The organism is Myxococcales bacterium (genome assembly GCA_016699535.1).
Taxonomy (GTDB): Bacteria; Myxococcota_A; Polyangia; order Polyangiales.
In genome coordinates this window covers 1519524-1542374 of the sequence record CP064980.1, presented here as the reverse complement: position 1 = coordinate 1542374, position 22851 = coordinate 1519524, and the positions used below count along the sequence as shown (strand labels likewise).

The 22851-nt window shown below is 48.9% G+C and carries 24 protein-coding genes and 1 pseudogene; 11 read left to right on the top strand and 14 right to left on the bottom strand.

All coding sequences use genetic code 11. The features are described from left to right. Positions 1-77: 77 nt before the first annotated feature. The 5 genes from IPJ88_07350 to IPJ88_07330 all read right to left on the bottom strand — a co-directional run bounded on the left by IPJ88_07350 (position 78) and on the right by IPJ88_07330 (position 3427). Positions 78-698 (bottom strand): hypothetical protein, encoded by a 621-nt coding sequence (locus IPJ88_07350; protein QQR91527.1) that lies wholly within the window; start codon positions 696-698, stop codon positions 78-80. A gap of 248 nt (positions 699-946) precedes the next feature. After that, positions 947-1180 carry a glutaredoxin family protein gene (locus tag IPJ88_07345; protein ID QQR91526.1) on the bottom strand — a complete coding sequence of 78 codons (234 nt, stop codon included), beginning with the start codon at positions 1178-1180 and terminating at the stop codon, positions 947-949. A 29-nt stretch (positions 1181-1209) separates the two neighbouring features. Beyond that, positions 1210-1608: a hypothetical protein gene (locus IPJ88_07340; GenBank protein ID QQR91525.1), complete on the bottom strand. Its 399-nt coding sequence runs from the start codon at positions 1606-1608 to the stop codon at positions 1210-1212. A 17-nt stretch (positions 1609-1625) separates the two neighbouring features. Continuing rightward, complete coding sequence (locus tag IPJ88_07335) at positions 1626-1982, bottom strand: hypothetical protein (protein ID QQR91524.1); 357 nt, start codon at positions 1980-1982, stop codon at positions 1626-1628. Positions 1983-2116: 134 nt separating this feature from the next. Continuing rightward, positions 2117-3427: a hypothetical protein gene (locus IPJ88_07330; GenBank protein QQR91523.1), complete on the bottom strand. Its 1311-nt coding sequence runs from the start codon at positions 3425-3427 to the stop codon at positions 2117-2119. 281 nt (positions 3428-3708) lie between these two features. On the opposite strand from IPJ88_07330, the gene IPJ88_07325 reads away from it, so the two are divergent. The 6 genes from IPJ88_07325 to IPJ88_07300 all read left to right on the top strand — a co-directional run bounded on the left by IPJ88_07325 (position 3709) and on the right by IPJ88_07300 (position 8960). Further along, positions 3709-3990 carry a hypothetical protein gene (locus IPJ88_07325; GenBank protein ID QQR91522.1) on the top strand — a complete coding sequence of 94 codons (282 nt, stop codon included), beginning with the start codon at positions 3709-3711 and terminating at the stop codon, positions 3988-3990. A 17-nt stretch (positions 3991-4007) separates the two neighbouring features. Continuing rightward, a complete protein-coding gene (locus tag IPJ88_07320) occupies positions 4008-4745 on the top strand; it encodes a hypothetical protein (protein QQR91521.1) in 738 nt (245 codons plus the stop codon). After that, a complete protein-coding gene (locus IPJ88_07315; protein QQR91520.1) occupies positions 4732-5535 on the top strand; it encodes a hypothetical protein in 804 nt (267 codons plus the stop codon). Before IPJ88_07320 ends, IPJ88_07315 begins: the two co-directional genes overlap by 14 nt. Positions 5536-5806: 271 nt before the next feature. Then, positions 5807-7015, top strand: a complete 1209-nt coding sequence (locus IPJ88_07310; GenBank protein QQR91519.1) for a HAMP domain-containing histidine kinase — start codon at positions 5807-5809, stop codon at positions 7013-7015. 176 nt (positions 7016-7191) lie between these two features. Then, positions 7192-8184 carry a thiamine pyrophosphate-binding protein gene (locus tag IPJ88_07305; protein ID QQR91518.1) on the top strand — a complete coding sequence of 331 codons (993 nt, stop codon included), beginning with the start codon at positions 7192-7194 and terminating at the stop codon, positions 8182-8184. Continuing rightward, complete coding sequence (locus tag IPJ88_07300) at positions 8103-8960, top strand: thiamine pyrophosphate-binding protein (protein QQR91517.1); 858 nt, start codon at positions 8103-8105, stop codon at positions 8958-8960. Before IPJ88_07305 ends, IPJ88_07300 begins: the two co-directional genes overlap by 82 nt. Here the strand turns inward: IPJ88_07300 and IPJ88_07295 are convergent. The 8 genes and pseudogenes from IPJ88_07295 to IPJ88_07260 all read right to left on the bottom strand — a co-directional run bounded on the left by IPJ88_07295 (position 8957) and on the right by IPJ88_07260 (position 14516). Continuing rightward, the gene (locus IPJ88_07295) at positions 8957-9718 is read right to left on the bottom strand and encodes an ABC transporter permease (protein ID QQR91987.1); all 762 of its coding nucleotides are present in this window, start codon (positions 9716-9718) and stop codon (positions 8957-8959) included. The genes IPJ88_07300 and IPJ88_07295 overlap by 4 nt on opposite strands. A 14-nt stretch (positions 9719-9732) precedes the next feature. Continuing rightward, positions 9733-10664 (bottom strand): annotated as a pseudogene (locus IPJ88_07290) (ABC transporter ATP-binding protein). A 12-nt stretch (positions 10665-10676) separates the two neighbouring features. Further along, positions 10677-10967, bottom strand: a complete 291-nt coding sequence (locus tag IPJ88_07285) for a ferritin (GenBank protein ID QQR91516.1) — start codon at positions 10965-10967, stop codon at positions 10677-10679. A 49-nt stretch (positions 10968-11016) separates the two neighbouring features. Then, a complete protein-coding gene (locus tag IPJ88_07280) occupies positions 11017-12234 on the bottom strand; it encodes an outer membrane protein transport protein (protein ID QQR91515.1) in 1218 nt (405 codons plus the stop codon). A gap of 93 nt (positions 12235-12327) precedes the next feature. After that, positions 12328-13203, bottom strand: a complete 876-nt coding sequence (locus IPJ88_07275; protein QQR91514.1) for a site-specific DNA-methyltransferase — start codon at positions 13201-13203, stop codon at positions 12328-12330. A gap of 78 nt (positions 13204-13281) precedes the next feature. Continuing rightward, the gene (locus IPJ88_07270; protein ID QQR91513.1) at positions 13282-13794 is read right to left on the bottom strand and encodes a DUF4230 domain-containing protein; all 513 of its coding nucleotides are present in this window, start codon (positions 13792-13794) and stop codon (positions 13282-13284) included. Next, positions 13748-14245, bottom strand: a complete 498-nt coding sequence (locus IPJ88_07265) for a hypothetical protein (GenBank protein QQR91512.1) — start codon at positions 14243-14245, stop codon at positions 13748-13750. The genes IPJ88_07270 and IPJ88_07265 overlap by 47 nt, the downstream gene beginning before the upstream one ends. Before the next feature lie 37 nt (positions 14246-14282). Beyond that, a complete protein-coding gene (locus tag IPJ88_07260; protein QQR91511.1) occupies positions 14283-14516 on the bottom strand; it encodes a hypothetical protein in 234 nt (77 codons plus the stop codon). A 431-nt stretch (positions 14517-14947) separates the two neighbouring features. Between IPJ88_07260 and IPJ88_07255 the strand changes: the two genes are divergently transcribed. The 5 genes from IPJ88_07255 to IPJ88_07235 all read left to right on the top strand — a co-directional run bounded on the left by IPJ88_07255 (position 14948) and on the right by IPJ88_07235 (position 20194). Next, a complete protein-coding gene (locus tag IPJ88_07255; GenBank protein ID QQR91510.1) occupies positions 14948-15928 on the top strand; it encodes a hypothetical protein in 981 nt (326 codons plus the stop codon). A gap of 18 nt (positions 15929-15946) precedes the next feature. Further along, positions 15947-17230, top strand: a complete 1284-nt coding sequence (locus IPJ88_07250) for a hypothetical protein (GenBank protein QQR91986.1) — start codon at positions 15947-15949, stop codon at positions 17228-17230. Positions 17231-17340: 110 nt separating this feature from the next. Beyond that, positions 17341-18762 carry a L,D-transpeptidase gene (locus IPJ88_07245; protein QQR91509.1) on the top strand — a complete coding sequence of 474 codons (1422 nt, stop codon included), beginning with the start codon at positions 17341-17343 and terminating at the stop codon, positions 18760-18762. Between the two features lie 69 nt (positions 18763-18831). Next, on the top strand, positions 18832-19332 hold the full coding sequence (locus IPJ88_07240; GenBank protein QQR91508.1) for a low molecular weight phosphotyrosine protein phosphatase: 501 nt from the start codon (positions 18832-18834) through the stop codon (positions 19330-19332). Then, a complete protein-coding gene (locus IPJ88_07235) occupies positions 19322-20194 on the top strand; it encodes a fructosamine kinase family protein (protein QQR91507.1) in 873 nt (290 codons plus the stop codon). Before IPJ88_07240 ends, IPJ88_07235 begins: the two co-directional genes overlap by 11 nt. On the opposite strand, the gene IPJ88_07230 is transcribed toward IPJ88_07235, so the two are convergent. After that, positions 20189-22765: a sigma 54-interacting transcriptional regulator gene (locus IPJ88_07230; protein ID QQR91506.1), complete on the bottom strand. Its 2577-nt coding sequence runs from the start codon at positions 22763-22765 to the stop codon at positions 20189-20191. The two genes, IPJ88_07235 and IPJ88_07230, sit on opposite strands and share 6 nt — an antisense overlap. Between the last annotated feature and the right edge of the window lie 86 nt (positions 22766-22851).

The window sequence follows — 22851 nt, the reverse complement described above, 5'->3', positions numbered from 1 at the left end:
GACATGAGCTGAAAGAAACGTGAGTCAAAAAAAAAAGACGGTCGAAACCGTCTTTTTTTCACTCCTACTTAACTAGCTTAGTCGCCCATCATGCCCGGACATTTTTCCACGACCGGAGCGCACTCGGTTGTCTCCACAAAAGGATCGTAGTTATCAAATTCTTGCGGATCCGAAAGACCGAAAACCTGCATGAGGTCATCGATCATCGTCTGAATCGCTGCTTCATCTCCCGCTGGAGCACAGCTCAGAACCCCAAGAACATCCGTAGCGAGAGCACTGAGTGCGTTCATACAGTCTTCAAGTTCACCAACCGTTGTCGTACAATTTTCTCGGAAAGCCGCATCTTCAAAATCACACGCCCCAGTACTGTCTGACATGTTGTTGGGATTATTGACGCAGCTATCAAGAGAAGTTTCGCATTCAGTCGTGTTCGTTACAGCTGAATCAGAAAGTGTTTCCATGTAGCAGCCTATTGAAATACCCACATTTTCGACATTGTTAGATGCGGCTTCGCCTTCTTGACAAAGCGTGCTCGCTTCGGTGTCTGTAAGATCAGATATCTGCTTAGAGCTGCTGATCGAAGAGTTAATAGTTGTTCCGCCACCGTTGCTATCGTTCGAATCGTCGCTACTGCACCCTGCGAATAGAAAAGCGTTCAGCACAGCAATCAGCACGAGATTCTGAGTTGTCTTATTCATAGTTATCCCTTTCATTCCCAACAAAGATCGCCAAAAAACGGCTCGGCCCACTCTAATAGAGCTCGGGCAATTGAACAAAAAAAGAACTAGTGTTCGTTTAGGAAAATTGTGAGCCAAGATTGAAAAGTGAAGGGGCAAAATGCAAGGAACGAAAAGCGCTGGAATACCACTGGTATTTCAAGGTTTTCTGACGCGGCAGTTTGCCCCTTCACTGCAGCGAAATGGCTCACAACTTTCTTAAACGAACACTAGAGCAGTTCTTTTATGGCCGATTGATTGAACCCTTCAATCAACCTGCCATCGACATCAATCACGGGAACTCCACTGCATTGAAGCTTGGCGCGTTCACACTTGCTGCGCATTTCCGATGCCGCACCCGCTTCTTTTTCGATATCTTTCTCGACGAAAGCAATTCCTTGCTTTTTAAAGAAAGCAGCAGCTTGCTTGCATACACCGCACCATGACGTTCGATATAAAATCACATCGTGCTCCGCGAGCTTGTGCGCTTGAGCTAAATCAATCCATTTTTCAAAATTCTCACGCGAGACTTTCCAGATGGATAAGATCCACCCTTCTTGGCTTTGCGCATGTCCGCCACATAGACCCATTCAGGATCGAGGCGCTCTTTGGGCGAAAGTGCATCGGAATCGACTCTTACGCGAGCGCGTGCAGTCTGCGGAATTTGCGAGCGCTTCTCAGCGACGTGGGGGCCTTCGTGATCGAACCACACCATGAGCAAGCCTTCGGCCTCACCCTTCACGTCAAAGGGCGGCTCCAGCACTTGGCCATCGTCGCTACCTTGTTTGCTATCTGAGTGTTTCTGTTCTTTCGAAGTGTCATTGCTTCGTTTACAGCCAAGTAACGCCATCGAACAAAACACTAAGAGAACAAGAGAAGTAGTAAAACGCATACGCTGATTAACTAAACCTAACCGCCCTTTTTGGCAAAACTCAGAGCAAGTTTTCGCACAGCACGTTCACATTTTGGAAAAAGTTTCCGAGCTCGAACAACATTTTCGTTGGAACGTTGAATCATATCATGTAGCCGTGCTGCACGTTCGGAAGTAAAATCTTTTGCGCTGCCCTGCGAGCTTGCGGCTTGTAGCGCATGGTTGGCCTGTTCTTGTTCTTCTTCAGAGATTAAAAGTGCGCTATGCGCTTCAAGGCAGATGCTCGCAGCAGCTTGCACGTTTTTTTGAGTGAGTTCGAGTGCCCGCAATGCTGCGACTTGCTCGCGACGCTCAGCTGTGGGCGCGGCAATATCGATGGCATTATACCTCGCCAAAAACTCTCTGGCTTCCTGCTGCTCGTTTGAACCGCAGGCGGTGGCCCAAAAACTGGCATTAAATAGGCACAAAAGAAGACAAAGCTGTCTGGTTTTCGCGAAAAAAACGCCGCTTCTGTCATGTTTGCCAAGACTCAAATGGCCTCCGGCTGCGCTGCAACTAAGATGCCCCCTGCCGCTTCAATGCGAACCCGAGGATGTGCAGCTTTCAGAGCCACACGTGCTTCGTCAGGTTTACCTAAATCACGTGCCAAGGCCCGAGCCGCATTAGCTCGCGCAGCAATGGGTCCCCTATCGACAAGTTCCATAAGACGCTTAGCAGCAAACTCGCTTTTCCCAATCTTAGAAAGCGCAAGCGTTGCATGAACAGCAGCAAGGCTCTCGGCCTGACTCAACTCTTCGAGCATTGGAACAAGTTTTTCGCTATAGGAAGAAGTGCTCAATAAGGTATCGCAAAGAGCGACCTTAATATCGGCTTCGCTTTCACTCGCAACCTTATCCCAAATAACGGCAAGCTCTTTGTCGTTAAGCTTTAAAGTTTGCAACGCCACAATGCTTTGATGCCGCACCATACTGTCTTCCGAAGCGAGCGCAGCAAAGATAAAAGCCCGTGCTTTCTTTGCTAACTTTTGTTCAGCGTTCAAAGCAAGCTGCCGGGCAGCTTCAATGCTTTCTTGATCAGGCGGGTTTTCCAGATAGGGCACAAGCAACGAAAGAAGCTTCGGCTCTTTGCTCTTGGCGGCGATGTCCATCGCAACTAAGCGCACCGGGAGATGCGGATCTTTTAGACCGGTAACAATCGCAGGCTCAGCTCTCAGGCCGTAGGGCAAAAGTGCCGCCATGGCATCGACGCGAACGGCCCCCAAGGGATCTCGCCTCGCCGTATCAAGCACGGCCGCGTAGATATTGGGCTGGGGTTTCGAGTGTGCGAGCCTATTGACGACGGCTTGACGCACCAAACCTTGAGGACTTTTCAAAGCTTCAAGAAGATTATTGACGTCGGCATCCGGATCAAGCGCCCCGACTCGTGCAGCATTTACTTCTTCATCCTTACTGACTTTCATCGAACGCAGTTGGTTTTGCGCTTCGGCATCCCCAAGCTGAGATAAGAGTTCAAGCGCTGAAGCACGGGCTGGAGCCACTCTAGGCTCTTGCCTTGATACCAAGCGCTCAAGAACTGGTTTTGCAGCAATGCCAGCCAAAGCGAGTTGTTGGAGCGCATCGTTTCTTCTGGCGCCGCCAACCAAAGTTTCACTTTCGAGCACCAACCCTGCAACTTTGGCCAATTCCTTCGTATCCGGACCATGGACAGTGCGATGCCTCTCGTAAGCCAGTATGGCCGATTGCACGTCACCCTTTTGTACACTTTGGTCGACTGCCGTCGGCGCCACGGTTGCGCAGGCCCAAAACATTAACCCTACCAAAACACTTGTGAATTTTTGCATGACAAGGACCATACTGGTTTGGCCGATTTTATGCTAGGTTCCTGGTGTGCACTTTCATTTTAGACACATTTTTGAGGCTCCCAGGCAAAGGGTCGCCGAGGCCATGTTTGAGCCAAGTTTTATCCAATTTTTGGTCGATCACCACGACACCTTGCTTGAAGCAGATGTCCAAGACATCCAAGAAGACGAGCAAAACATAAAACGCGCGATCCGTTACTTGCCAAAACCCGTTATCAAATCTGTCGGTGGCAAAAAGGTGCCGCCCCATTGGTTTGCCTTTTGTGGAACATTCCACTTGGAACAAGCAAAACTTCCAGCTACAGTTCGAAAATATCCCCACCAGCAACACGGTAAAAAAATATCTCATCAACCGTGGCACGATTTCGTTGAACGACCTCGGAAATGGAAAAACCGAGCGTATTGCTGAAGGGGAACTAAAACTAAACTTACCTTTCTTACTCAAACCTCTTGCTCCCATTGGTGAACGACTCATCCACGGCGAAGCAGAGAAGATTCTTAATGGCGAGGCTGAAGTACTTAAGAAGAAACTTGGTTCGGTATGAAAAAGCTATAGGAATTTATGGCCAAGAAGGAACAATCGGACACGGTAGACGCCAGTGCAGCCAGCGATGATCCTATTGCTCGCATCTCCTTTCCATCAAAACTCAAAGCATTAGTTTCAAAACCAGGGCCGAACCCAGCGATTCATGGAATTTCTATCTACAGTGATCTAGTAACTTTCTACACCTTCGTTGAACAAGTTTACTTTACACTAACTGCTCGGTTTCCAAGTCCAACCGAAAGCAAAGTATTCGAAAAAACACTTCAGTTTTTAACTCCATCACACATCGGTGAGGCTCCGGTTCACGCAGCAATGCTAGCTAGGCTGAGTGGAACCAGGGATCCAAGCGTCATTGCCATCGGCGCACTGGGCCTAACTGAACAAGCGCACTTTTTTGTAACAGAACACGTCCCTCTTATTGAGTGGCACAAGTTCCAAAAGGAACCTTTGCCTAAACAATACTTGGCTCAAAACGAAGAAAAAAACGTGACGGCCAATTTAATTGAAGCGGTCGACAAACTCAACTTTAACATCCCCCCATACCTACCTCATTTGAAGGCAGATTCTGCAGCGCTTTGCGTTCTGCTTGATCTTGGACTAAAAGAAATGTGGCAAATTGAAACCCTATGCGTTCTTAGTAAACTCTCAGGCGTCTGTTCCGAAGCCTTTGCCCATGAGACTGGTAGTCTAACGAACTACCCGTTTAATCTTCCAAACTTTGTATATACAAAAAGGGAAGCCGATGACGAACACTGAGATGACAACATCCGTTGCTTATTCCGACCTCGTCAAAGGCGAATACTATTTTTTTGGGCAACCTTTATTCGAGCACTTGATTTGGGAAAAGGATCTTGTCGAAATTATCGCCCTGTCCACTGGCAAAAACACCCTCACAGAAGAGGAAAAAAAATTCCTAAATGCCCTTGCGATGATTACTGCTCCGCCCGATCCCCGAATTTGGCCCCTTAAAGCTGCACGAATTCTTGCTTCCTACGGATGCTTTTTCGCTGGACTGGCTACTGCGAACCTTTGCCTTGGTGAAGCACGAATTGGGTTTCACGTGCTTGGAGAAGCCGCTCAGCTGCTAAAGGAAGTCAATTGTGTAGCGCAGCACACTTCAGACAACCAGGTTGAAGAAAAAATCTATAAACTCATCAAAACAAAAAAACATTTGGCTGGTTTTGGGGTTCCACTTCGGGAAACTGATGAACGCATAGACGCTTTACGGCTTGCTGCTGAACAACTTGGTAAGAGAAATAGACTTACATACTGGCGAACCTTCGAATTGCTATGGCACATCTTAGGAAAAACAAAAGGACTGTCGCCCAATATTGCATTACCCACATCAGCCGCTCTCCTAGATCTTGGGTTTCAGGTTAAGGACATTCCCGTTTTTTGCACGACAACAGCTCAATATGTGTTTGCCGCGCATGCACACGAGGGAGCTCAAAAAGCTTCGCCGTTGCTTCAACGGTTTCCTGACACTTTGATCCAGTACGAAGGTAAGGAACTCCAACAATCGCCTCGTTCAAGAAACGCCGATTGACCAACTGTACCCAAGCAACGTAACCTACTAAACACATGGTCTTATGATCGGTTAGCTTGAAACATATGGCGGAAAGCACAGAAAAGACGATAGCAAACCCAGAAGAATCTGCTGGCAAAGTCAATATTAGGGTTGCAATTCGCATTTGGTGTGTTCGACCATTAAAGCACGTGTAGTGCACGAAACTCGAAACAGCATTACATACGAATACACAACCACCAATTCAGAAAGTGAATTGATGCATCTCTCTCGCCAAACTCAATTGGCTTATATGACAACCCTTTGGGGTCTTCCTCCTGCCCAACTTACTTCCAATAAGAACTACAGCGCTGGGACGCGCACGGTACAAGGGGAAATCCGATGGCTCAGTAAAAACCACCTTCGCTACCCAGTGATTGGACTAGCCCTTGGCATTGCGATTGCTTTTGGGCTGGCGAAAATTATTCCGATCACGTTGGTGGCGTGGGCGGCCCTAACAATGCTGGGAGTGTCCATCGGATTGCTTTTGGAAACTTCTATAGCAAGTAAGGCTAATCTTCGAGTGGGAGCCGATATACAAACGGCCCTCCAACAACTTGCCTCAGACGAAGCAGATGCACGTAGCGAACTGATTGAATACAGCAGGCGGCAGCGGCAATGGACGCAAATGCTTGAGGAGCAGATTCAAGAACGAACGCAAACCATGCAAGGTGTGGTAAATCGTATTCAGAAACTACGCGAAGAACGCGTTACAAGTTTGCGTGGTTTTTCGCACGACCTTCGCAACCCGCTAGCAGTCCTTAAATCCAACGCCGAGTACCTCAAAGATTACGCCGCCGATATTCCTGAGGGCAAAGAAGTCCTTGATGACATGGTCGATGCCACCGGCAAAATGGAGCAGATGCTAAAAGAGCTGATGGGCGCCGCTTCATCTGAGACAGCGATGGTACAGCTTACTCCTGAACGACTTGATGTCGCACCGCTAGCGGATCGACTTCAACGTCGCATGCGAGCGCTTGTCCATGGAAAAGATATTCGCGTTAGCGTTATGCGTACGCGTGAAGCTCCTGAATCAATTATAACAGATCCCCTCCTTCTAGATCGCGTGCTAGACAATCTGCTAACCAATGCGGCTAAGTACACGAACAACGGCAGTATTGTGATCGAGGTTGCTGGTAATCCCCAATTCCTTACGATTAAAGTATCTGATACAGGACGGGGAATTCCCGAGAACAAAATTGAGCAGATTTTTGAACCTGGCGGCTCTGATAAAAACGAGCGTGCCAAAAACAGTTTTGGGGTAGGTCTTTCAGTCGTCGTCAAATTATTGTCGCAACTGGGAGGTAAACTTGATGTGATGTCCAAAGAGGGTGAAGGAACAACCTTTTGGGCTCATTTTCCTTTGAAATTACCAGAGCTTCGCTTAAGTGACACGCCAGAGGCAAAAGACGTTGTCGAAATAGTGCCAAATGTCGTAAATATAAGGCATTCATCACCCTAGTGTTCGCGTGAATAGGGTTTGAGCCAATGGGCGCCGGATTCGTTTTTGTGAGCAAGGCATTTTGACGAAGAATATTGAGGATATTTTGAGGAAAAATAACGCAGCTCGCGGAAACGAAGACAAGCCAACTGACTCAAAACTTATTCACACGAACACTAAATAACGAAAGCACGATTATGCAAGACGAGACCCTGCATCAAGCTCAAAAGGTAGTCGACGTCTTTTTGAAGTACCTCATTGCGGAAGGCGCACATGTTGTCTTCGGCATACCCGGAGGATTGCTTCATCCGTTTTTTGAGGCTGTTGAAAATCACAAGGATATGCGTCTTGTCGTAAGCCGTCATGAAGAGGGCTCCGCATTCATGGCAGACGGCTATGCACGTACCACTCGGAAACTCGCTGTGTGCGCAGGAACCTCAGGGCCAGGAGCAACCAATCTTCTTACAGGAGTGTCCGTGGCATACGCCGATGGCGTACCGATGATGGTCGTGACTGGCCAAGCAGCAAGCTCTGCGCTCGGCAAAGGCGCAGCCCAGGAAACCAATCGCGAGGACATTGACGTGGTGCAAATGTTTTCACCAGTCACCAAATACTCGACGATGGTTTCATCGCCAGAAAGCGTTCCGCATCATTTGCGCCGCGCGTTGCGTGAAGCCTTTTCCGGACGCCCTGGACCTGTTCATCTCAATATTCCTGTGGATTTTTGGTCACACCCCCTTGAAGAAGATTGGTTCGAGCCACATAGCTACAGGCCTGACACACGTCTATTTGACCGCAACGCAGTTGCAGAGGCCGCAAAAGCGTTGCTTGCTGCCAGCAACCCGATTTTTCTAGCCGGCTCCGGCGTAGGCATTGCTGGCGCTGAAGAGCACCTCCGTGTTCTCGCTGAACTACTCCCAGCGCGGGTTGCTACGAGCCCAAGAGCAAAAGGTTTGTTTTCTGAGGCACACCCCCTGTCACTAGGGGTGCTTGGTTTTGCAGGACACGCGGATGCGCGTGAAGTTATCTTGGGTAAGAAAGTCGATGTGCTGTTTACGATTGGCGCCTCGTTAAACGAAACAACCACCCTGAACTGGCATCCCAATTTTTGCCAGCAAAATCGCTCATCCAACTTGATATCGATCCAGGGCGCATTGGACGAAACTTCCCAGTCGATGTGCCCCTTGTAGGCGACGCTCAAACGATTCTAACTGAATTGGTTTATCACGTGCACCGACTCATTCGAGACGGCGTCACTCCGGCTTCGGTCTGGGAAAAAGAAGAGCCGCTAGTCCGTGGACACCAACGCTATATCGAGCCTGGCCTGCGCATTTCTGAGCAATTCCCGGTCACGCCTCAACGCTGGCGCTGTGATCTGGAAGAAGTACTCCCCAACGACACTATTATTTTTTCTGACATTGGGGGACACATGCTCTTCAATGTTCACAACCTCTGCATCAAAGACGATCAACGTTTTATCATCAACCTGGGTTTTGGTTCGATGGGACATGGTACCGTTGCGCCTATTGGTGCGGCTTTAGCAGTGCCAGATCGCCCTATCGTGGCGATTATTGGTGATGCTTGTTTCATGATGAACGGTATGGAGATTATTACAGCCGCCGAGGAAAACATCCCCGTCATCTGGATTGTAGAAAACAACCAGATGCACGGCATTACTTGGCACGGAAGTCGTCTTGTCGGCAAAGGGCTGGGCCTTTCTTCTGTCAAAAACAAACGTCCGCTACCCATTGCCAAAATGGCCGAAGCCATGGGCCTCCGATCATACATGGTTGATCGAGCAGGACAAATCCAAGACGTGATGCGTGCTGCTTTGGCTTATCCTGGGCCAACCTTGATTGAAGTGTTGGTAGACCCGTATATACCGCCTCCTTTGGGTGATCGAGCACGATCCATTGCTGGCTTTATAAGTAGTCGCCCAAGTCCAAATGCCGAAGATAAAAGTTAGCTTTTCAGCCGATACCCAGTCTTAAAAATCCAAGCCACAACACACATGCAGGCAAGGCAGAACGCAAGGGTCATGAATAGGCTAATCCCGACTTCCACGTCTGAGCTTTCATAAAAGCTCCAACGAAAACCACTTATAAGGTAAACTACAGGATTAAACAGCGTTACTGTTCGCCATGCTGGGGGCAACATATCAATGGAATAAAACGCTCCACCCAAAAAGGTGAGCGGCGTGACGATAAGCATCGGCACGAACTGCAGCTGCTCAAAACTATTGGCCCATACACCTATAATAAAACCAAACAAGCTAAAGGTAATTGCCGTAAGCAGCAAAGACCCAATCATCCATAGGGGATGAGCAATCTGGATAGATACAAACATCGAAGCCGTGGCCAAAATAATGAAGCCCAACACCACAGACTTGGTCGCCGCTGCTCCAACATACGCTAATACGATCTCAAAATAAGAAACGGGTGCGGAAAGAAGTTCATAAATCGTCCCTGTAAATTTTGGAAAATAGATCCCAAAAGATGCATTGGAAATACTTTCCGTAAACAATGAAAGCATAACAAGCCCGGGCACTATGAAGGCGCCATAAGGGACTCCGTCGACTTCAGCCATACGCGAACCGATAGCTGATCCAAACACGACAAAATAAAGACTTGTCGTGATTACGGGCGTGATAAAACTTTGGGCAACCGTGCGCAAAGCTCGGGCGATTTCAAATCTGTAGATTGCCCAAACCCCATGGAAGTTCAGCCCCAATACCCTGTTCAAGAAGCCTTCTCCTTTTGAGTAATCAATCCCACAAAAATATCTTCTAAAGAACTTTCACTCGTATGAAGATCGCTGTATCCAATGCCCAAATCAGTAAGCATCTTTAACAAAGCCGGAATGCCTGTGTGTTCAGCATGAATGTCAAATTGTATTGTAGCTCGCTTCCGTCTTTATTGAGCACTAAAATTCGTGCTTAACTCTTTTGGAAGGACCAACATTGTTTCTTGCAGTGTTACAGTGAGCTGTTTCTTGCCTAATTTTTTCATGAGCTCTTCTTTTTATCTACAAGAATAAGCTCACCATGATTGATCACACCTATTCTGTCTGCGAGCTGTTCCGCTTCTTCGATGTAGTGTGTTGTTAGGATAATCGTTACTCCTCGCTCGCGCATAGCGCTCACGAGCTTCCACATATCCTTTCGAAGCTCGACATCAACCCCAGCGGTTGGTTCATCTAAAAAAAGGATACTTGGCTCATGAGCCAACGCTTTTGCAATCAAGACACGCCGCTTCATCCCACCTGACAGAGTCATGATTTTGTCGCGCCGCTTTTCCCACAACGATAAGTCCTTTAGTACTTTCTCGATGTGAGCTGAGTTGGGCGGACAGCCAAAAAGCTGTCGACTAAAACAAACCGTTGCCCACACTGTTTCAAACATATCTGTGGAAAGTTCTTGAGGGACCAGTCCGATCTTAGAACGAGCAAACCGATAGTCACGCACAATATCATGGCCATCCGCCAACACGCGACCGCTGCTTGAGGTAACAATTCCGCAGACAATACTAATCAAGGTGGTTTTTCCTGCGCCGTTTGGACCAAGCAGCGCAAAGATCTCTCCCTTGTTGATATCGAGATCAACACTTTTTAGAGCTTGCAAACCCGACGCATAGGTCTTGGTAAGCTTCGATATAGATATAATCGGTAGCACGCAGGTTATAGCTTAATCATGATGCGTAATTGGACCATCCTTAAACAGACGCTCTTTGAGCTCATGGTCAAAGGTTTCATCATGACGACGCAACCATTCCAAGGCCATGGTGGCATGCTCAATCTCCTCTTTCATGTTGTGAATGAGGATGGCTTTTAGTTCAGGATCATCGCAATCATCGGCACGCTGATTGTACCAATCGACCGCTTCAAGTTCCTCAATGAGAGAGCTTATCGCTTGATGAATCAGAATAGTTTTCTTTTGAAGCCGCTCACGCGGCGCATGAAGATTTTCGCTAGACATGATCTAGGTCTACGCAAAAGCCGAGCAACTGTCTACCCACTCGCTTTGCTTAATAGCGGTATGTCCCGGACAAGGACACAAACACATTTTTAGCGCCATAGTGCCCAGGTGCGCCGCCGTTGGCAGTGGCTTGACCCACATCATAACCAGCAAAGTTGTAGGCCGCAGCCAGACCAAGTTCCCAAGGATCAAGATCGAGTCCCGCTCCAAGAGTGACCGCTTGGAGCAATCCAGGCGTAGGCAAAAACGGCGAGGCAGTTGATTCCTTCACACCGGATGTACCAAGCGCGTAGCCTGCCCGAAGTGAAAAAGCATCCGTTAGCTTGTACTCGCCACCCAACATGAAGGTGACGGTGTCTTTCCAGTTCAAGACAAGACTGGGTCCAGGCGCACCATTGTATGTCGAGGGAATAATATTGTGAGACTCTCCATAAAACTGAAGCTTAACATCAAGTGCTAAGAGCAATCTCTCATCGAGCAACGACAAAGCCGTTCCAAAACGAAGCGCATGCGGATTATACCATTCCGTTTTAACATCCACGTTTCCTGCGGGGGTTTGTAAATCACCCGTAGGCTCGAACTTCATTTTTGAGCGATAGGTTGCGGCAAGGCGAAGGATTTTTATCGGCTTGTAAACAAAACCAAACTGAACACCGGGTGCTCCAAAATCAAAGGTGTTTTGTTTAAGCGGCGTGCCGGTAGTGGGGTCGGGAGTGTCCGATTGTTGAATCGCAAAACCAAGCCTAAAGCTTGCACCCAGCACAAGCTTATCCGTAATCCTAAAAGAGATCGGAAGGGATATTTCACCAAGCGCAACAGCGAGATTCCAATCCACGCCACCGAGCGCATCAATGTTTTTGTATTTTCCACCCACCCCACCCAGGGTATATGCAGCCAGGCCCAAGCTTAGACGATCGTCAATTCGATAACTTCCACCAAGGAAGAAAATAGGAGCGACAGTCACCGAACTTTTCTCCGAAATCGGAGCGATGTTGTCGTTGGGATTGCCGTCAAAAGGAGCTCTCAACTGCCCAAAAGCCGGTGTAGCAGAAAGCATCAATGAATAATGTTTGGTCCCATCGATATTTGCAGGGTTATGAAAAGCCGCGGCAGGACTATCGATAAAAGCAGCACCACTGCCGCCCATGCCAACTGACCGTGCATCATGTAAAAGCGGAGGTTCAGTGTCAGCAAAAGCCGACGATGAAAAAACAAAACCAAGAACTACAACGGATACGACTACTTTACCGATCAAAGCAGCTTTCATCACTCCCCCTCTGTGTGTTCAGACCTCAACCGCGTGTCATTATGGACATAACATTGGTAAATAGCGAATTTAGTGAACTTCGTTGAAAATACGCTAGGCGTCTTGCTTTGGATAGTAGGCAAGATCTTGACGATCCCCAAAACGACGCTGCATTAATTTAAAAGCCTCCGGTAAAATATCCACGAGAATAAACCGTCGCCGCAAACTCAAAGCAGCAGCGCCCGTACTGCCGCTGCCAGCAAAAAAATCCAACACCACACCCTCTTTCGGACAACTCGCCGCAACAATCCGCTTGAGAACACCAATAGGCTTTTGCGTCGGATAGCCTAACTTCTCTTTGCCCGTAGGACTCACGATCGTATGCCACCATACGTCCGTCGGCAGTTTACCTCGAGCAGCCTTCTCTTTAGAAACCAACCCCGGTGCCATGTAAGGAATCCGCTCTACTTCTTCACTATCAAAGAAATAGCGCTCGGTGTCTTTGGCATAAAAAAGTATTGTATCGTGCTTGGAAGGCCACTTGTTTTTTGGTCGACCACCGTAATCATAGGCCCAAATAATTTCGTTAATGAAACATGCACGAGAAAAAATTTCATCAAGCCAAATTTTTGCGTAGTGTGCTTCGCGATAATCAAGATGCAGATAAAGACTGCCTGTTGGCTTCAGCACACGATAGGCCTCTTGAAGTCTAGGTTTTAGAAATGCCGCATAGTCATTGAAACTATCTTTGTATGAACCTGAACTGACCTTCTCGGTCCGGTATCGCTTGCCGCCAAAGCCAACACGATCCCCTTCAGCATCGTCCCGGCGCGTGACAAGCGCCTCACGTTGTTGCTTACGTCCCGTATTAAATGGCGGGTCGATATAAACTAAATCAATACTCCCGTCGGGTATTTTGCTCAGTATCTCAAGATTATCCGCAAGATAAACTGCGCCCGATAGACCGCCCAATGCTTCGACAATATCCACTCTTGTCCTTTAACACGACCCTCGCTTAGGGCTCAAGACAACAATACTGCTTTAGCGTCGCTTTCAGACAAGGGTGGCTCATTCAGGGCATGTGACGAATCCTCGTTGTACATTAACGGCTAGTACAACGATTTTATTGCGAATTATATGAATGCTGTTTCTCGTACTAGGGCGAGAGCTGTCCTCATCGCCGTGCACGCCGAAGAAATCAAAATAGGCGCTTCCCTCAGGAGGGTTTGGCGGAAAAATTTCTAACAACAGAGGTTGTAAAGCGCACAAAAAATCGTCGCCAAGCGCTTCCTGCAGGTCGAAGTCCCAAAGGCTGTGAAGCAGGTTTTCAAAAAATTTTGTATATTCCTGAACCAAGGCGTTAATTTCTGAACTTGATTTTCCATCGGCTATAGCTTGCTGTAGGAGTCGAGTGAGTTCTTCGAGTGCCTGGCGAATGGCGGCCGCAAGTTTTTGAGCAGCATCGGGGTCATCTTTGTTTACAGAGATTTCTCTTCCGCCTGGCAAAGATAGTGTGATCGTTTCTCCGTCGACTTCAATGTCTCCAGCTTCGAGTTGCAGCACAGCGGTCGGATGGTTCAACTGATTGATTGATTGTTTGCAGAATGGAATCCCACACTGACAGAAATACCGGTGCCAGCGCTTCAAGGCACAGATACAGTGCATACGCTAATAATAGCACAACAACTAACAAAGGAACCCATGCAAGCTCCAGACCGAATTGTCCAGAAGGTTTTGCAAGCACGTTGTCTTTGGGCTGTGCCACTACGGAATCATCCAACGCTTCAGTGAGTGATAAAACAAGATCCGCAGATTCAAAGCCTTTGATGAGTTCACGTGCTTTGGAAAGCAAGTTCTCAACACTAGGACTGTGCTCTAACGCAAGATCTCGGATGCTCTGCTCGGGATCTGGAAGGTTAATGATGTACTCTGGGCGATACCAGCTGGGCCGAATCTCTGTGTTAAAGTTAGCCAAAAGCCAAATGGGAAAATCAAGGCGCGCTTGTTCATCCCAAAAATTAGCAAGGCTCAACGACTCACCACTTTGATCTGCTTTGTTAAAAAATGAGTCAGCTTTTTTGCACCGCAGTTTCCGCGCAGTCCCCGTAGCGGTCGAGTTGCCAAAATATGCCTTTTTCACAAAGCGCTTCGGTGATAATGTGAGCGACTTCACCTTCGGTTGCCAGAGAAGCAGCGTCATCAGTGCCAACGTCACTGCCCTTCGGACTGACGCTACATGCAGCCATGTTGCCAATCAAAGAAGCAGATAGAAAAGTGGCTATGCAGCGAAAGGCAAAGGACATTGTATACTCCCGTCACATCATTCACGTGATGTACTTGTTCAAAGTGAAGCAACTTTTATGCCATTTATATGAGTACGCGGTTGTGGAAAGGTGCTCTTGGCGTAACGGAATCAATTCATTGGAATTATCCCAGCGGTTGTTTGCCAGCGTTCCCCAAAAAAGGACCTACAATTTAGGACATGAACCCATGCTACAAGGGCATTGGATCCCCCCAGCAATGGAGACTTCATCCCCAAGTTCTTTTCACCAACGTTTAGGAGCAGGAGAACGGTTCACCTTAATTAACCAGCGAAATGTCCATTCCCTGCGTTCAGGACAACGACAACAGCTACGAATGCAATTGCAAGATTAGCGGCCATCTCACACCTTCGCTTTGCGATCTCGGCTCAATACTTCCAATCAGAGCACTAGCATGCCAAGCTTTAGAGCCCATGACCGAGGCTACTGTTTCCTACGTTCATCCAAACTCGAATCCTCCGGGCGAGAGCGGCAGTGGCCGCGGCCGCTTTGGAACTTTTGGCGGCGTCTTTACGCCCAGCATCCTCACCATTCTAGGCGTGGTCATGTACCTGCGCTTTGGCTGGGTAACAGGCAATGTGGGACTAACGGGTGTCTTAGTCATCGTGTTTGTCTCCCATTTGATCTCTTTGGCCACGGGACTTTCAGTAGCCAGCATCGCAACCAATCGCACGGTGGGTGCCGGCGGTGCGTATTTCATGATCAGTCGCTCTTTGGGAGCTCCAGCTGGTGCCGCGATCGGCATTCCGCTTTTTCTCGGTCAAGCACTAAGCGTTTCCTTTTATATCGTCGGCTTCACTGAGTCACTTGCTCAGTGGCTTCCTCCTTGGCTCCCGGCCACAGGTGTGGGCACGGCAGTGTGCGTACTTCTTACGCTTGTCTCACTAAAAAGCGCCGATCTGGCTATCAAAACTCAGTACTTCGTCATGGGCATGATTCTCTTATCCATTGTTTCTTTGTTCTTAGGAAAGCCCGTCAGCGAAAGTTCAGCCACCGTCGAATGGGTGAATACGAATCCTACTGCTGCATCTTTTAGTGAAGTGTTCGCCGTGTTTTTCCCAGCCGTCACGGGCATCATGGCGGGCGTCGGCATGTCGGGCGAGCTAAAAAACCCAAGACGCTCCATACCGCTTGGAACATTGCTAGCGATCGGGACTGGTTTTGTCATTTATATGAGCTTCCCAATTTTCTTGGCGATGAATGCATCCAACGCCGAGATGATTGAACACAAAGACATCATCTGGCGTATTGCGATGTTTCCATCGCTCATCTTTGTCGGAGTTTGGGGCGCAACAATATCGAGCGCCGTCGGTAGCATTCTAACAGCACCACGCACACTGCAAGCTCTTGCAGGTGATGGACTCGCCCCTGGTCTATTTAAAAAAGGTTACTGACCGAACAACGAGCCACGCATCGGTATTATTTTTACCTTCGTACTTGCCGAGATTGGAATTTTACTGGGCGACCTTGATGCCATCGCGCCTATCTTAACCATGTTTTTCCTCGCGACTTACGGTTTTACCAACCTGGCTTGTGGGCTTGAGCGTTGGGCTGCCTCGCCCAGCTTCAGGCCTGATTTTCGAGTACCATGGTGGATTAGCCTCGCCGGTGCCATCAGCTGTTTTTACGTGATGAGCATGATCAACATGCAAGCCATGTTTGGAGCATTTGCCATCTGCGGATTGATTTTTGTGGTCGCTGAACGACGTGCCTTGGGCACCACCTATGGCGATGCACGTCATGGTATTTGGTCTGCTTTGGTTCGCAGTGCGCTTTACCGCTTGCGGCGTGCTACCTTTCATCCGCAAAACTGGCGACCTAACCTACTTATCCTGGGAGGCAGCCCCGAGAAACGCCCTCATCTTCTAGAGCTTGGCAGTGCCATCGTTCAAGAACGCGGCATTGTGAGCTACTTTCATTTACTCAAAGGCCCAGTGCTTGATTTAGCAGAAGAACGTCGCGAACTGTTAGAAACAAAAGACAGCGAAGTCGCTGAGCGTTTTCCTCATGTTTTTTATCGCGTCGATATCGTCGATGACATTTATCCCGGCGTGGTATCGGTGGCGCAAAGTTACGGCATCGGCAGCTTTCAAGCCAACACGGTGATGCTCGGTTGGCTCAGCAAGGACGATCGCGCCGAAGGCTATCTCAAGATGCTGCGTGATTTGGTACGACTCGACCGATCTATTTTGCTTGTCCGGCACAAAGAAAAGACAAACGATACCGGGAAAAGCGAACGCAGTAAGAAAAAAGAAATTCACATCTGGTGGGGCGGACTGCAAGGCAACGGAGGACTCATGCTATTGATCGCCTTTTTGCTTAGCAACGGTCATGAATGGCATGGGACTACCATTAACATCATGACAGCCGTTGATGATGCACTTGCAAAACGCGAAGCCGAAGAAGCTTTGCAAAAAATAATTGCAGCGGCCCGCGTCTCAGCGACCCCATGCGTCATTCTCAAACAAGGTCGCAGCATCTCCGATATCATGTACGCCGAAAGTGCCGATGCCGATCTTGCTATCATGGGTATTCCCATGCCCCCGGAAAGCATCTCTGCTGAAAATTTCTTCAAGCACATTAACCAGATGCTCGATAAACTACCCACTACCATCATGATTCATAGCGCTCGAAACTTTTCAGGAGAGCCCGTGCTCTTTGATGAAAGCAAAAGCCAAGATAGCATTTCTGTTTAGAGAAATGGCCCTCACCGGCGCTTCCCAGTCCTTTACGACGCTTTGAAAGCGATTTTAGCTGAGAAGCGAGTCATTTTCTTAGCAGCAGCTTCGTAGTACAACGCATCGCCATGTCTCGCTTTTCTGTCCGATCACTTCGATTTGCCGCTGCAATGGCTCTTTTGCTGTTTGCTTGCGGCAAAACTGAGCACGACCAGCCGCCTCATGGCCCCACAGATGCACAAAAGCTTCAACTTTTTTTGAACGAACACTTTCCGCTTCACGGTCTTGTGACCGGTGTTCAATTGAGCATACGCGATAAACCCGATCCGGAAGCACAAACCATCGGATGGTTACGTATTGGCACACGGATTCGTCTGGGCAAGGATAAAAAAGGCAGCGCAACCTGCCAAAGCGGCTGGCATCCTCTTTATCCTCAGGGCTGGGTATGCCTAGGCGAAGGAGTCAGCGTCTCAAACACCCCGCCTTCGAGCGATATCGCATCAAATCCACCAGCCAAAGATGCCGCGCTTCCTTACCGCTATTACATGGTTAAAGATTTGGGTGTGCCTGAATACCACCGGCTTCCTTCACGCAACGAGCAACGCGCCGCCCTCGCTTACTCAAAACATTATCTTGAACTGCTTGGAAAAGATGAAAAACGCGCTCAACGTTTTTTGGATGGCGAACTTAAAAACGAAATCGAGCGGCCCTCGGTCGTCCGACGCCTGTTGCGTCATGGTTTTTTTCTGGCAGCAGCCGGCATCGAAACACGTGCAAAACGAAATTTCATTCGCACCGTCAGTGGCCGTTATATCAAAGAAGCTCACTTAGCCGAACGGTCTGGCTCAGACTTTCATGGCGAGTGGATAAACGACGAGAATCGCTTGCCGATTGCATGGGCCATCCGAGGCGCATCGCCTCTAAAGAAACACGAAAGCAAAGATGGAAGTATCAAGCTGATCAAAGATGAAAGCCATGACGGCATCGCACGTCTTTCCAAACTCGACTGGAAAGGTCTAAAAAACATCAACGGTAAAGTGTACCACGAGCTTGGAGACGAGCTTTATTTGCGAAACTGGTATGCTGCGGTCGCCAAAAAAGTGAAACCACCAAAAGGCGTCAAAGATTCCGATACATGGATCCATATCGCCCTAAATCAGCAAACGTTGGTGCTGTACCACGGGAAAAAACCAATTTACGCCACGCTAATTTCAACCGGCGTTACCGATTTTGAAACGCCCACAGGCGAGTTTCATGTGCGCGATAAACGCGTTGCAGACACCATGGCGAATATCGGAGCCGACCTCGACAACTCCTACAGCATTGAAGATGTTCCTTGGACGCAATATATTAAAGGCTCCGTGGCGATTCATGGCGCCTTCTGGCATAACCGTTTTGGTTTACGCAACTCACACGGCTGTATCAATCTCGCACCGAAGGATGCCCATGTTGTCTTTAACGAAACCAAGCCAGAACTTCCTGAAGGCTGGCACGGCATCCACGCCCCTAGCATCGGAGAAAAAGGTAGCTTAGTATGGATCAGCGACTGACAGAACTGGCAATAAATTAGTATAAACATTGCCAAACTTGGCATTAAATCGAGCTAAAAAAGGACATAAATGACAGATCCTCAAAAACATAGGCTTCGACTTTGTTTTGTATGCCTGGGTAATATTTGTCGCTCACCAACGGCCGAGGGCATTATGCAGCACTTGGTTAATGAAGCCGGTTTAGCTCAGAGCATTGCCATCGACAGCGCTGGGACCAGTGCCTACCACGCTGGTGAGAGCGCCGATGAACGTTCAAGACAAACTGCCGCCGAACACGATGTCATCATCGACCAAGTCTCCCGTCAGTTTCATCCACACGACCTTGATCGCTTTGACTTGATCTTAGCGATGGATCAAAGCAACCTTGATAATCTGTTGCGGCTTGCCACAAACGATGAGCAGCGCAAAAAAATACACAGGCTTCGTGAGTTCGATCCACACGCCAAAGGCGAGCTCGACGTACCTGACCCTTACTATGGGGGCTCAAACGGATTTGAGAAGGTTTTCCAAATGTGTTTCCGAAGCTGTGAAGTACTATTAGAAAAAATCCGAGAGGATTATGATCTCTAAACAGCTACAGAGCTCGCTAGCCAGCGCTCTTGGCAGCCCCATAAAAAAAAGCTCTCCTTTGGGCGGCGGTGATATCGGAGATTCATTTCGAGCCGAACTTGATGATGGACGCTGCGTCTTTATCAAAACGGCACGCCATGCCGCGTATGATCTTTTCGAAAAAGAAGCTGAAGGCCTTGCTTGGCTCGATGAAGCAAAAGCGATTCGTATCCCTAAAGTGCTCACGGCAAGCAAAGCAAGCGCAAGCACTCCAGGCTTTATTGCACTGGAGTTTATCGAACAAGGTCCATCAAGCAGGGATCATGACGAAAAACTCGGCCACGGTCTTGCCAAGCTTCATACTTACAAAACGGAGCACTACGGTTTTACGAGTTCAAACTACATCGGCTCGCTCGATCAGTCGAATGCGAAACACCTGCTTTGGATTGACTTCTATCGCGAAGAACGACTGATGCCCATGATAAAGCTCGCGCAGGAAAAGAATCTTATGCCTGCTTCGGTGCAAAGCAAACTCGATGAGGTTCTCGGTGCGCTCGATGCCCTGTGCGGACCGGAACGAGGGCCAGCACGACTGCACGGGGATCTATGGTCCGGCAATGCCATCAGCGATGAAAAAGGCGACCCCGTTCTTATTGATCCCGCGGTCTACGGAGGGCATCCTGAAATCGACCTTGCCATGATGAAATTGTTTGGCGGCTTTTCCAGTCGCTGCATGGACGCCTACCAAGAAATCAACCCACTCGATCCCGGGTACGAAGAACGCGTGCCCCTGTATCAGCTTTATCCTTTACTCGTGCACGTTAACTTGTTTGGTTCGGCTTACCTGAGCTCAGTCGAGCGATCCTGCGATGAATTGCTATGAAAAGAGATCTGGCATTTGAGCCTGCGTCTTTTCGTTTTCATCAAGCTCAAAACGTCTAAGCTTATCGATAAAGGTCGTTCGCTTAAGTCCAAGCGCGCGCGCAGCTTTGCTCTTGTTCCCATTGGCCTTAGCTAAAGCATGCATAAGAATACGCTGCTCGAGTTCAGCATAGCTTCCATCAAAAGGATGCTTTTCAGTGTGCTGACCGCGTGCTTGACGTATGTGAGGTGGTAGAAGACTCGAGGTAAACCGGTTTTTTACCCGTCGCATAGCTGAAGAAACGACCAGCTCGAACTCTTCAAGATCGAAGGGCCAATCATAAGCCGCTAGACAATCGAGCACGTCACCTTCAATCACAGGAACCTTTTTAGCAAACTTGAGAGCACTTTGTTGCACGTAAAAATGCAAGAGTGACTCGAGGTCTTCTTTCCGATCCCGTAAAGCCGGAACGACGCACCGTGCTGACACAATCCTGCTCCATAATGATTCATCCAGAATAGGAAGATCAAAATCATCCACAGGTGGCAGCGAGATCATGATACGCGTAAACAGTGGCTCCCCATTTGGAAGCTGTCCTTCAGCCAATACCCGAGCAAGCATCTGCTGAACAGACACCGATAAGGCAGCAGCCTGATGGAGCACCAAGCTTCCACCGCGTGCGGTTTGAAGCAGAGCAGCATGATTGGCATCGGCAGACGTCGAGAAAAAATCGTCGCTACTTTTATGGCTAAGTTCATGGCAATCGATCCACACAAACGGACCGACTTCAGCTCGCTGTTTGTTGTGAATCGCGAAGGCCAGTTGTTTTGCTTCGATTGCACTTGCTGACTCGATCAGCACAGCGATGTCCAAGGGAGCCAACACCTCAATCTGTTTTTGAAGCGCACGCATCGGGGGGCTGTAGGATATGAGCGCCGAAGGCGAGACTCTTGATTCCGACGGGTATTCCACAAAACGAGCCAAGTCTGTGAGACGATTTTTTTCGTCTTGCAGTTGGAAAAGCTGCTCCTCTTTTGCTTCTCGCTGGATGCGCTCCGAAAGAGCTCGCGAAAGCACCTGTTCATGCATCGCTATCAGTGAAAGCCGTGTGGCAAGCACCTCTGCAAAAACCTGCAATTCATCACTCTCTTCTTCGCTCAGTTCAGCTTTGCGCTTCCCTTTTGGAATCATCACGAAACCCTGCAGCTCAGCTTGTTCCACCAGAGGGATCACGCACAAAGCGTCCACCCCAACAATCTCAGCGATCACAGCACGCAACTCGGGGCGCCTCACTTCAAGAGCTTGGATTTTCGAACGAAGCACAACTGGATGGCTTGATGGCGGTTTAGCCGCAACAAGGGTCAACTCCAATCGCTTTTCCTCAAATGAGCCAGGATCGTTTTGGATTTGATCCAAGAAGTAATGCTGGAGTGCAGAAAAGCGATGACCGTGAGTGGTTTGTAGCCAGCCCGCAGCACCCAGTGTCATTTCGTTATCAGGCGCAAACACAACAAGCCATGGCTGCGCACTGGGAGCACGACTCGCGAGGCGGAATTCTCTTAGGATGTTCTGACATACTGCCTCAGAATCCGAGTTGTGAATCAAGGCCTTGTAACTGCGCTCGACTGCATCAAGCAAGCGTCCACGATCTGGCCGAAAAACAAATTGCACAATCCGTTCAATCACTCGAAAAACAATCGCGGCGCTTAACATCAGAGCAACAAGTATCGCAAACAAGGGCAGCGGTCGCGTTGGAAAACGCGAGCCAAGTGACGCTGCAAAAAGGCCTACAACAACTAGAGAAAAAACAAGTGCTAAGGATTTGCGTAAGGACTTGTTCGCATTTAGCCGCCAACGGCTCTCTACTAGAAGTGTATGGGATGCATTGATAAAAACAATGACCGCCAACAGAAGCCAAGAGAAGGCAGAACTTTGATCTTTCCCTTCACCAAACACAAACAAAACAGCAAGCGCAACGATACCAGCCCAGCCTACGATAAGACCTAAGGTAGTCCATAAGGTGGCCGACCCGCTCTTGCCATCCCTACTCCACCACTGCCGGTAAACCCGCAACAGCAAGCCTACGCCGAGCGCCATAGCAAAAAGCCACCACGACAAATACGAAAAACGAGAGGAAAGCATCCAAGGCTCTGCACGGCCACCAAAGGCCGGAGCAGCCGCAATCACGGACAGCGACGCAACAACTATGCCGACAACCACATTGAGCAGACGAAAGCTTTTGATTTTCCCTGCCCAGGCAGGATGCTCCGGTACGCTAAGTGCCAAATCAACGAGCAGCGTGGCCATGCCGCTAAGCGCCACGGGCAAGATGGTCTCCTTTAGCCACGCAAGCGGAGGTGGCGCCACCCAACAAAGAAGAACAATGGCGCTCATCAGGGACAACGATGAAATACGGCGATACCCACGGAGCTGTTGAGTGGATAAGCGCAGCGGAAGCAAACTGCAAAGCAGCGCAAATCCAGAAAACATCAAAGATTTTGCGCCATGGATCCCGCCAAAAGAGGCAATGAGAGCCAAGCTATAGAGCACGGCCATCGGAGCAAACAATGTAAAAATACGTCTTTGTGCCACGGCATCCGATGGTATCATCCTTCGCCAAAGGTGCCAGTGACAATAAAAGATAACCTTCCTATAGATGAAAAGGGCATTGCGCGAGC